This window comes from Natronococcus sp. A-GB7 (assembly GCF_029688865.1).
GTDB lineage: Archaea > Halobacteriota > Halobacteria > Halobacteriales > Natrialbaceae > Natronococcus.
The window spans coordinates 1-10,731 of the sequence record NZ_JARUKV010000052.1 but is presented as its reverse complement, the minus strand read 5'-3'; the positions used below and the strand labels follow the sequence as shown (position 1 = coordinate 10,731).

General features: G+C 55.8%; 13 protein-coding genes. 12 read left to right on the top strand and 1 reads right to left on the bottom strand.

Translation table 11 applies throughout. The features are described from left to right. Positions 1 to 105: 105 nt before the first annotated feature. The 11 genes from QA609_RS24040 to QA609_RS23990 all read left to right on the top strand — a co-directional run bounded on the left by QA609_RS24040 (position 106) and on the right by QA609_RS23990 (position 6,336). Positions 106 to 606 (top strand): hypothetical protein, encoded by a 501-nt coding sequence (locus QA609_RS24040; protein WP_278305156.1) that lies wholly within the window; start codon positions 106 to 108, stop codon positions 604 to 606. A gap of 526 nt (positions 607 to 1,132) precedes the next feature. After that, complete coding sequence (locus QA609_RS24035; RefSeq protein WP_278305155.1) at positions 1,133 to 1,585, top strand: hypothetical protein; 453 nt, start codon at positions 1,133 to 1,135, stop codon at positions 1,583 to 1,585. Further along, positions 1,585 to 1,875, top strand: a complete 291-nt coding sequence (locus QA609_RS24030; RefSeq protein ID WP_278305154.1) for a hypothetical protein — start codon at positions 1,585 to 1,587, stop codon at positions 1,873 to 1,875. The genes QA609_RS24035 and QA609_RS24030 overlap by 1 nt, the downstream gene beginning before the upstream one ends. Further along, positions 1,872 to 2,585, top strand: a complete 714-nt coding sequence (locus QA609_RS24025; RefSeq protein ID WP_278305153.1) for a hypothetical protein — start codon at positions 1,872 to 1,874, stop codon at positions 2,583 to 2,585. Before QA609_RS24030 ends, QA609_RS24025 begins: the two co-directional genes overlap by 4 nt. Positions 2,586 to 2,688: 103 nt before the next feature. Beyond that, positions 2,689 to 2,943 (top strand): hypothetical protein, encoded by a 255-nt coding sequence (locus QA609_RS24020; RefSeq protein ID WP_278305152.1) that lies wholly within the window; start codon positions 2,689 to 2,691, stop codon positions 2,941 to 2,943. 392 nt (positions 2,944 to 3,335) lie between these two features. Next, positions 3,336 to 3,596, top strand: a complete 261-nt coding sequence (locus QA609_RS24015) for a hypothetical protein (protein WP_278305151.1) — start codon at positions 3,336 to 3,338, stop codon at positions 3,594 to 3,596. Continuing rightward, the gene (locus QA609_RS24010) at positions 3,593 to 3,778 is read left to right on the top strand and encodes a hypothetical protein (RefSeq protein ID WP_278305150.1); all 186 of its coding nucleotides are present in this window, start codon (positions 3,593 to 3,595) and stop codon (positions 3,776 to 3,778) included. The genes QA609_RS24015 and QA609_RS24010 overlap by 4 nt, the downstream gene beginning before the upstream one ends. 1,232 nt (positions 3,779 to 5,010) lie before the next feature. Beyond that, the gene (locus QA609_RS24005) at positions 5,011 to 5,343 is read left to right on the top strand and encodes a MarR family transcriptional regulator (RefSeq protein ID WP_278305149.1); all 333 of its coding nucleotides are present in this window, start codon (positions 5,011 to 5,013) and stop codon (positions 5,341 to 5,343) included. 9 nt (positions 5,344 to 5,352) lie between these two features. Further along, entirely contained in the window at positions 5,353 to 5,607 is a 255-nt protein-coding gene (locus tag QA609_RS24000; protein ID WP_278305148.1) for a type II toxin-antitoxin system RelE/ParE family toxin, read from the top strand. Between the two features lie 42 nt (positions 5,608 to 5,649). After that, positions 5,650 to 5,937 (top strand): hypothetical protein, encoded by a 288-nt coding sequence (locus tag QA609_RS23995; RefSeq protein ID WP_278305147.1) that lies wholly within the window; start codon positions 5,650 to 5,652, stop codon positions 5,935 to 5,937. Between the two features lie 69 nt (positions 5,938 to 6,006). Then, positions 6,007 to 6,336 carry a ribbon-helix-helix protein, CopG family gene (locus QA609_RS23990; RefSeq protein WP_278305146.1) on the top strand — a complete coding sequence of 110 codons (330 nt, stop codon included), beginning with the start codon at positions 6,007 to 6,009 and terminating at the stop codon, positions 6,334 to 6,336. Positions 6,337 to 6,802: 466 nt separating this feature from the next. On the opposite strand, the gene QA609_RS23985 is transcribed toward QA609_RS23990, so the two are convergent. Beyond that, positions 6,803 to 7,270 carry a hypothetical protein gene (locus QA609_RS23985; protein ID WP_278305145.1) on the bottom strand — a complete coding sequence of 156 codons (468 nt, stop codon included), beginning with the start codon at positions 7,268 to 7,270 and terminating at the stop codon, positions 6,803 to 6,805. A gap of 733 nt (positions 7,271 to 8,003) precedes the next feature. Between QA609_RS23985 and QA609_RS23980 the strand changes: the two genes are divergently transcribed. Further along, positions 8,004 to 10,622: a phage/plasmid primase, P4 family gene (locus QA609_RS23980; RefSeq protein ID WP_278305144.1), complete on the top strand. Its 2,619-nt coding sequence runs from the start codon at positions 8,004 to 8,006 to the stop codon at positions 10,620 to 10,622. Positions 10,623 to 10,731: the final 109 nt, after the last annotated feature.

Below are 10,731 nucleotides of genomic sequence, written 5' to 3'. Positions count from 1 at the left end.
GCAAGGGACCGAATCCACAGAGAACGTACCGATTCCGGGTGACGACAAAGACGACACACGGCCGCTTGTGCCGGGACAGACTACACTCGGTGAGTGGGGTGCAAAATGAGTAGCTCTCAGTACCTCTTTGGCTACGACAGAGACGGCAAGCTACGCTTCGAGGATGAACGCGGGGCTATCCGATTCGTGCAACGCCTCGAGGAGAGCCCGAATCTGTGCGACCGGTGCTACGTGCCACTACGCCGATCAATCCGACTTGAGGACGTACCGGTACAAACCTGCCGTACCTTCGACGACCGGACAGAACTCACCGAGGACGTACCGCCCGATAAGCTGGATAAAGACGGTGGGGTTCTTGAGGTATCCCGCGACGAGAGACATATCTGTTCGTGTGGGTGGATCGACGTTGCTCCAGGTGAGACCCGGAGTCGTGAGACCACCATAGAACACTTAGAAAACGTCCTCTCTCTCCTAACCGAGAACGGTGCCGACGTGAACGCTCGAGCAGCGAGAGCTATAGTGAACCAAGCGTTCGCTAATCGCCGAACCGGAGAGTTTTGCCATGTCGCCGGCGAGGCTATCTATGCGGCACTCGAGGATTCGTAGCGCGTAATAGAGAACTCGAACCAAGCCAATTCACCACTAATTATTAGTAGCTGGAGATGCTAGGGTATAGTAGGTCGCTCCCACCGTGTAGATCGTCCTAACGGGCCGTCGAATCGGTGGGTATGGTCCTACGGTGGACCGGATAGCGGCCGCTGGTTGTCACTCAATCAATTCTCCCATGAGCAACGAATACACTACTGTTTCGCTTCGACGCGAGCACAGTACCGCGGTCGAGCGGGCTCAGACGGCCCTAGCCGATGAACTCGGCTTCGAACCTAGCAAAGGTCAGACTGTGGTTCATCTGTGCCGCGAGTTCGCAGAGCAGCGATAACTACGTTTTCCGACCGGCGGCGCGATCCCCGTCGTGAGTTATGCCGGGCTCGGGTGGCTCTGTCCGGGTGTGAGAGCCGCGGATTCGAAAGACAACTCCCGCCATGAAGTTGCCCAACAACCGCCCCACGAAAGCGTCGTGGCTACGTCACGACGGGCGCGATACCGTCGGTCGGACTATCCTAATCACACTACAATGAGCAAGAAAGTCGGCGACATGACCGAAGCAGAGATTATTGATTACCTTTCGGATTTCCTGATTACCAAAGGGGAAGCCGAGGAGATTATTCGCAAAGAGCAGTCGCAGAACGACGGCAAGGACGAACTCGAGGCCTATGGCACCGGTGTAATGGGCGAAACGGAACTCACCGGCAAAGAGACGGCGACCTCGAAGCGTATCCAGGCGAATATGAAGAAGGCTCGAGAGAGCAACGATCCCGACGACTACAGTATGGGCGTTCTCAATCCGTCCTATGAAGATTCGACGGGTGACTATCAGAAGCGCGAGGTTACGTCCTCGAGCGAGGATCTGGATAAGTACGGCACCGGGGAAGCCGGCGACACGTCGCGCCTGGAGTTCAAGCGACGCCAGCGAGAAAAGAAGCAGGCGGAACTAGTGGCCGATGCACTCGAGGAACGCCAGAACTAATGACTCGAGATATTACCCTAACCGACTCGGTTGCAACGGCGCTTCGCGAGGAAAAGCAGGACAGTGAGACCTACAATGAGACTGTGAATCGGCTTCTTGGTGGCACGGAAAGCGAGGACGTGTCTGAATCCGAGCAGCTGGCACAGTCGGCCATGAACGTGTCTGACCTGAAGCGAGCAGACGATATGGGTCTCTCGAGTGTTGAGTACCTTGCTCGAGAGTACGACGTAGATGCCGAACAGTACGGCACTGTCGACGCGCTTCGGTCGGCAAAGGGTGAGAGCCGATGAGCCTGAAGAATCTTGTCACGGGCTCAGACGACGGTCTCTCGGCAAGCGGTGTTAGCGAGGCTATCAACCGACACTGTTCGTTTGATTATCCCGTTCGGACCACTAACGCACGCCATAAGAAGGCTCTCGAGCGTATCCTACAGCGGCTAATCGTTCGGGGTGAGTCGTCGACCGATGAACTCCTAGTGTACTTCGCTGAAGACGATATTCACAAGCCGTCTCAAGGACGCTACGGTGAGCACTCCGGGGAACAGTGGTTCGACGACGTAGCCAAACCGAACCTCGAAGCACTGCCGTGTGTCACGAACGACGGCGACAAGTGGGGCTTCAGTGGGGTTGATTCAAGCAACTACGACGAGGAACACACTGAGCCACTAGACGACCTTCGAGACGACTCACTGCTCGAGGCCGAACAGACGCTTGACGACCGTGGTGCTACTCGGGGGAGTGTTCGGTACGACGGCGTTCTCGCGTTCTACAGCGAACTTGTGGAACAGGAAACGGCGACGACGGACGTTCTCGACAGAGTGACGCACCGAACGACGGTCGGTGAAGTTGAAGATACGCTTCTTAAGCTCCCCGGTGTGGAACGTGAGACGGTCGGACCGGCAGAGCCCGAAGATATTGCAATTGAGACGTATGCCGACGTACTCGAGGCTGAAGAGCAGCTATCCGGTGAGCCGACGGTCGAATGGACCTACAGCGAGTAGCCCGTTCACAAGCCACGACTAATTCGGACAGTGATACCCATGATCCTACGAATTGACTCTCAGAACGCACGGTTTACACTCGAAGCCCGGGGGGTGTCTCACCGTGACTAACGACAGTGACGACGTACCGGGCCGTGACGAGATTCTAGATCTGCTCGAGGACGGCATAGCCGAGGCTCATGAAAAGGTCACATCGGGCCGTGTCTATAATCCAGAGAACGAAAAGGTGCGTATCCAGTGGATTCGGGCTCTCGCCTATGCCAGCGGCCAATATCGGCAGCTAATCAAAGACAAAGAACTCGAGGAGATCCACGAACGGATCGAAGCCCTCGAAGAACGGGAAGGGGTTGACCGATGAACCGACGGCTTAGACGACGGGTCGAACGCCTGGAGGACGAAACCGGAGCACAGTCGCTCGAGGACTTTCCCGAGATCCTAATGCAGAATCTTCGCGAGCAATACGATGAGACGTAACATCGAACGCCGACTGGATAGACTCGAGGACGGCAAGGACTATCCCCGGTTGAGTCTGGCAATCCTACTCTCTCACGACGAGGAGCAGATTGAGACTGTGGATCAAGAACGTGGCTTGCTCCGGGTTGACGGCCAAACCTACGAATCCGAATCCTTGTGTGAGTCTATCGCAGCGAGGTTAGAACACTACAATGAAGCGTAACATCGAACGACGGCTAGATACACTCGAGGAGAGTTCGGCACCGGAGCCGGCGAGAGACTGGATGAAAGAGTGGGATGTTCCTCGAGAGCTTTGGGACGATCCCGCTAAAGCATGGGTCTATGCTCTCACGGGGGACGATGAAACGTAACATCGAACGGCGTTTGAACGACCTCGAAGAATCCGAAGCCGAGTATCCCAAGGCAACACTGTGCGAGATATTCGGCTATCTGGAGAGTTGGGAAACTGTCGACGAGGAACGCAACCTAGTCAGACTGAATGGTGAGATCATGCAGATCCCCGATGAGATTCTTCAAGCACTAGCGGAGGAACCATGAAACGGTCTTTAGAGAACCGTCTTGAAGCCCTCGAAGGTGGGGGTAACGCCGGCGGTGACGGGCTCCAGGTAACGATCAAACGGCACCGAGTCGACGAGGACGGCGAGCGCGCCGGCGTGGTCAAAGAGACCCGCTGCGGATTCGACCGAAACGGCGAATGGTACAGTGAGACCGTCGAGTAGTGCTACGTCCTCGCTGCATAGGTGCAGTCGATATGTATCTATGCCATGTATCAACACGGTCTCTCGAGTGAGCCATGCTTAGGTTTCTCACGTCACCATGCTATGATGTAACAGTAGGTATCGGCCGGATTCTCTCAAGGGATCTGGTAGTTTTGATAGATACGATTCAAATGGTCGTGTAATTTGGCCGTCCTTTAAATACTCAATTCGGCTCACCGGGTCGTTTCGTTGTGTATCTTAGTTTTCTCATACTCGACAACGAACTACATAACACGCCGGTTCACTCGAGGGAGAACGATCCGAACAGCGTGGCTCACAATTCGAATACAATGCTCGAGGACAGAGAACGACTCATTAGCGACTAACAAGCCAGAGCAGAACCGGAGAAAAGAGACCGAGTTTTACAGCGGGCTTTACAGCGTTTCGAGTTCGTACTTCAAGCAGGGTTCGCAGATCGTACCTTCAGGGGATTCGTTCGGTAGAATCTCGGTCTCGATCGAGTCACCACAGCGGGTGCACTCGGTGTTGACCGTAACGCCGTTCTTGTCGAGAGCCTGCCGACGCGCGTCTAGTTCTTCGAGTAGTTCGGCCGCGGACTTGTACTGCTCTGTCGGGGATTGAGTATCGTTCATGTCTCTCTTTGAATCGGGTTGGTTAGCGCGCTATTCCTCGAGTGACGCCGTCGGGACCGTACAACCACACGGCGATAACGTGGCTTCAGACGGGCCGTGAACCACAGTGAACGCTATCGGCTCACCACACGCCGGACACTTCATAGAGCCCGGAGCACGCCGGCGACGGCCATGAAGTACGCTCCAGTGACGATAAGCCGGAACTCGAGAGCCGGGAGTTCGATCATTCGAACCGGCACCCGGCTTTGTGTGCGACGGCTTCAGCGGGAGTGTCCTCGAGCACTTCACGGCCGCACGAGCGGCACCGTTTGTAGTGCTCTCCCGTCAGATTCCCGTAGCGGTCGTACTCCGGGAACGGTCCCTCGAATACGTCGGTCGTTTTGCTAACGTCGCAATCGTCTTGAACGCGGGTTTCGTATACAGACATGGGTTTGTCCTAGCACTGAGACAACCCGGCTCGGGTGTTGCAAGCACCCGGGCGTTCCAATACGCCCCGAGGAACCGGTCTGTCTCTACCGTTTGCTACAACGGTAACGGTATTAAACCTACCGGTTTGGCTCAAAGCAAACGGTTAAGTGGCACACTGGCGTAGATGGATACATGAGTGAAAACCAACCCCGAGAGGGAGGGGGGAAGTACGGCGAGAAGGTCACCGAGCAGGATATCCTCAAAACATTCGACTACAGCGACGATCCGTTTCTCACCACAACTGAACTCGCTGAGGAACTCCCCGTCTCTCGTCAGGCTGTAGCCTATCGCCTCGAGCAGATGCGCGAAAAGGGTCTCGTCGACAAGAAGAAAACCGGCGCACGCGGTGCCGGTTGGTGGGCTGAGTTAGCGCCCCGTCTCTCGGAAAAAGCCAAGCAGCGGGCCGACGCCGCCGACCGAGAGAACGCACACTCCCTTGACGATCTCGAAGAGCGGTTCAACTGAGGGACTAGCGTGGCAGAAATTGAAGTGTCGGATCAAGCAGCCGATTGGCTGTCCGACGCCGAACCCGACGTTCGCGACCGGATTTTGAAGAAGCTCCGTAGCATCGAAGACTTCCCTGACCACTACCTCAAGCGGCTCAGTGGCTCACCGTACTACCGCCTACGGATCGGAGACTATCGGGCCGTGATTGACTGGCAACGCGACGAGAATCCCGAAGTACTCTTTGTACGAGATATCGGCCACCGACGTAGCATCTACGATTGAGTAGAGCCCAAATTTCATGCACTTTGATGCCAAGGTGTAGCTATGCCTGTTACAAAAGAAGACGCTCAACGAGCCGTTAGAGATCTTTTTAAGAGTGAGGACCGATTTGAGAGTATCGACTTGCTTGAGCTCGAGGACGACGGAGAGTCGCCCGGAGATTATAATTTCAAAGCCACAGTCGAATTTGAGACCCTCAAAGAATTTGATGAGACGCGGGGAACCTACAACCGGACTTTTTCAGACATAGACCGAGTTCGTGTACTTCCCCACACAAATCCAGCGAAACCCACGGATGATACCGCTGACATCAGCCTTCGCGTTTTTTGCTAATCGTCTGCCGCACGTCTGACATAATACTATCTGAACACGGTGTCATCCGAGCGTATGAAGCGGGTGAGTGTGAAACTCGACGAGAGCAGAGTCGAGAACCTCGATTCAATCGCTGAGGATGACGGCGTATCACGGAGTGAAGTCATCCGTGACCTACTTGATGACGCACTGAACACGGCTGATGACGAACGTGTTCAAGAGCTCGAGCAACGTATTCACGACCTTGAGACCGAACTCGAGCGCGTTCACCGTGAGAAGCGCCAGATACTCGAGCAACGCGAAGAGCACCAAGAACTCGTGAAAGCCGTCCAGAGCGAACAGTCTCTCGCTGAGAAGAAAGCCCAAGCTGGCGCGTTCACGCGGGCGAAGTGGTGGCTCACCGGGATGCCTAGCGACTAAGGATAATCGACGTTAGGACCATAGAAATATCGTCCATTATCCTCGCTGCCGAATACAATAGTGGGATTTTGACCGCCAATAGACGATAACCGAACCGCGACGTTGCTAAGAGCCTTGTGCAACGGACCACCTTTCACCGAACCACCGATGTTGCACAAGGCCGGCGACTGTGCTACGTCCTCGAGCCTATCTTACTGCTCGAGTGGCTACAACCGACTACCAGCACAGTGAGGTGACTACAAGAATCTACCCTACACAGGCTCTCTCTCTGCTGGATCTAAGTAGTGTAGTCGTTGTAGTCACTTGTGAGAGGAAAGTCGCACTGAGAGCAGAGAGTGGTGGTACTAGCGGCTGTAGGACTCATAGAAAAGATAAGTTCCCCCCCTCCCCCGACTACAACGACTACATGCCGAGATACAGGGGATACTATTCACCTCGCTGACGGTGCTGAAAGGCTCAAAAGAAACTACTCGTCGCCCTGTTGGACGATCCGCCCTTGTTCTTCCATCGCTCCGAAGAACTGCTCGTCCGTGATAATCTCATTGAGGTGCGCCCGCTGGAGTTCCATCATGCTGTATTCATCGGCAAGCTCTTTTGGACTGAGGTTAGGCAACTTGTCGAACGGACCACCGCGTTCGACCTCAAGGGAAGTGGTGACATCTTTGACGGTTACGCCTAACCGGTTGATGGCGTCCCTAATCCCGCTATTGGCGCGCTTTTCGAATGTCCGCCCTTCGGGGGTGTCATCGTCTAACCAGATTGTTGACCCATCCCTATCGAGGCATGCGAGATAAACCACCCCAATAGCACTCGAAAGACCTCTTTCAGTTTCCAACTCAGCTGTGCGTTCCTCGAGATCGGACGCGCGGAGCTCGAGAGCCTTCTGAATATCTTCAGGATCCGCGCGTTGTAGCAGAATGCTGAAATCCTCCATCGAAGCGCGAAGACGGTTTCGGATTCTGGCACGTAACGCGCGTTCTTGTGCCGGTGATAGGTCGTCAGATTCACCTTTCAAGTATCGTCGCTGGGCTCTCGTCAATAACGCCGGGTCCTTTTTACCATCTGGCATGGTCCGTACGCTATAGCGTACACCGCACCGGAACATTAATGTGTCGGTGCTCCGTTGTAAGGAATGTGATGGCCACTGAGATAACTACAATCTCGGTTTCTCCCGAGAGTGCGAGGGCTCTGAGGGAGCTCCGTGATGCCGAGGACCACCCCAATATGGACTCTGCCCTACAATCGTTGCTCACTGGTCGAGGAAACTAAGTTACCTACACGAGACTATGCAGGTAGTTGAATCGGTTCGAAGGCCGCCGGGCGCACGTGTCCTGGCAGACATCGCCCGTGTTCGGCCTTGCGAAGGATGCAGGACGACGGTGTGGCAACCGTCGGGGGCGAGGCAATTGGGGCCTCTGCTTGGACATACGGCGTCCGGGTTGAAGTCTCTTACTCCTCGTGCCAGAGCCCGAATCGCCCGCGTAACGGGCCACTGAGCACGAACACATGCGCGAAAACCGACGACGTTACGGACGTATTGGTAGCGAAACCCTCGAAGAATCCCCTTCGGCCGGGTGGCGAGAAGTGTACGCCGCGAACCACGTGGGGGTGGATCTATGAGCTATGAATCTATCCCAAGCGAGCTGCAGGAGCGTGACCAATGGTTGATGTACGATACGTCGAACGACACGCCGCGTCGGCCCCACTGGCGCGGTAACTTCGGGGTTTCATGGTCCGACCCGGACAGTTGGCATACCTTTGAGGAGGCTGTAGAAGCCGCTGATGAGCGCGCCAGTTGGGGGATAGGTTACGTAATGGCGGCGGATAACGACGACTACACGCCCGGTGTGTACGGTTGTGTCGATATTGACGGTGCACACCTTGAGGACGGGAGTCTTCGCGACTGGGTGCCTGATTTGTCCGTGTTCACAGACGCGTTGACGTACATGGAATACTCGCCTTCGGGGAACGGGCTACATATCCCGATCGTGGCGAGTGACGTACCCGATTGGTGGTCAGATAGTCAGATAGACGATCATGAAGGCGTTGACGTGTTGACGAACAAGTTCTGCACGTTCACGGGCGATACACACGCCGATAGCGGTGGTCAGATTGCGGGTGTTGACCCGACGCCGTGGCTGTTCGAAGCCTATCAGAACATTCGAGGTGAATCTCCGCACCTTGGTGATTCGAGTGGGTCACAATCCAGCGACTACGACGGCGGTGAATGGCTCGAGCCGTCGGACGTAGAGGATGCGCTAAATTGCATCAATCCAGATATTGAACACCCCGAGTGGCTTCGCCTTGGTTTTGCTGTTCACGATTATGACAGCGGTAGTAACGGTCGGTCTATTTTTGAGTCGTGGTCCCGTCGCGGCAGCAAATGGGACGATCAAGCCGAAAGCATAGTTGAGCATATCTGGCAGAACGCGGATAAGGGCTCAGGCGTCACAGTAGCGACGCTAATTGACAAAGCTAAGCAGAACGGGTGGTCCGTCCCGAAGGCAAACAACGTGGCCGGTGACGGCGGCGTGACTACTGCAGATCCGTCTGCCAGTGTGCCCGATGTTACCGGAGAGACGCTTACACCGTCGATGGTTCGGGTGTACGCTGGGCTCGAGGAAGACGATTCGATTTCTGACCTCAATGACCGCCAGAAAGCGGCGTACGTCTGGGAACTCGCCAAGGAGAGCGAGAACGTTCACGTTCGCGTCAGCCGTGATAACGGCGAGCTGTGGGCGTTCGATCCCGAAACGGGAACATGGAACCCCGACGGTGAGCGGGCTCTTAGACACGCTGCACGGAAGGCTCTCGGTGCGGTCAACTACGGCGAGAACGTTCTGAACGAACTGAAGGCGCAAATCAATGCGGACCCGGAAGTTGAGATTTGGAACGACGAGTTCGGCTTAGAGGCTGGGATGTTGGCCGTCAAGAACGGGCTTCTTGACCTCGAGAAAGCGTATAACGACGACCCTGACGCCATTCGGGACCTCGAGCCGGAAGATTACGCTCTCACTCGCTTGTCGGCCGAATACGATCCCGAAGCCGACGGTAGCACCTGGAAGCCGTTCGTGGGTGAAGTGGTCGAATCGGGCATGATCCCGACGGTGCAAGAATACATCGGCGACTGCTTGCACCGTGAGAGTCTGTATGAGCGTGCGCTACTGCTGGTCGGTGGCGGCGAGAACGGGAAGAGTACGTTTCTGAACGTGATCGAGGAACTCCTCGGCGACGACAACACGACGAGCGTTTCGCCGTTCGACTTTGGCGATAAGCCCTCGCTGGCAGAAATGCACGGCGGACTCGCGAACATCTCTGTCGAACTCGAGGGAGGATCGCTGCAGGGTAAGAACCTCGCGAACTTCAAGAAAATGACCGGGGGCGACTCGCTCCAGGCCAAGCGGTTGTATCAAAGCCCGTTTGAGTTCGCCTACGACGGTGGTATGCTCTTCGCGACGAACGAAGTCCCAGACGTTCCCGTGAGTGACGACGATACGGCGTTTTGGCGACGCTGGATTATCGTTCACTTCGACAACCAGTTTCCTGAGGGTTCGGACAAGCGCGACCCGACTCTCGGGAACCGGCTACAGGAACCGGAGAATCTATCGGCTGTGCTCAATTGGGCAATCGAAGGGTGGGGCCGACTACTCGAGAACGGCGAGTTCGATAACGTGCCACCGACGCCTGACGAGACGCGGCGGAAGTGGCAGAGTTGGGGCGACTCGCTGGATTACTTCTTGTCGAATGTGGCCGAATACAACCCCGACGCACCGAACATTACCACGGGTGAGGCATGGGAAGTGTATCGGGCGTGGTGCCTGGAGAACGGTCACGACTTCGTAGGCCAGAACAAGTTCACTAGCGCCGCAAAGGATTCGGACTTCGGATATAGCGGTAGTGTCCGCCCGTCAAGTGATACGAGCATAGTCCGGCGTGGATACACGGCCTTCGGAACAGTCGACGAAGTGTCTGACCCAATAGACGTTCTTGAAGGGGACGATTCGGACGATGACGACGACCGAGACGGCGGTCACAACGCTGGGCTAGACGGATTCGAGGACGAGAACCTTGGCGCGGCCGATGAAAGAGAGTCCGGTCCCACGAACGGCGAACTGAAGGAGCACGCACAACTGTTCGTGGCGAACTCGAAGGGTAACACGACTGAAGAGTCCGAAGTACACACCGAACTAGTTGAAGAGTTCAATGTCGATATAGAGGCCGCTGAGAAGGCGGCTAAAAATAGCCGTCTCACCTATCACGAAGAGTCGGGGGTGTACAGCCTGTGAGCAAACGGACGTACTCGGGGGACCCGATCGACCACACGTACACGCCGATCACCGAGCGCCCCGAACTCGAGGACAGTGAGAACGTAGTGTACGTCACTGAGCCCGAAGA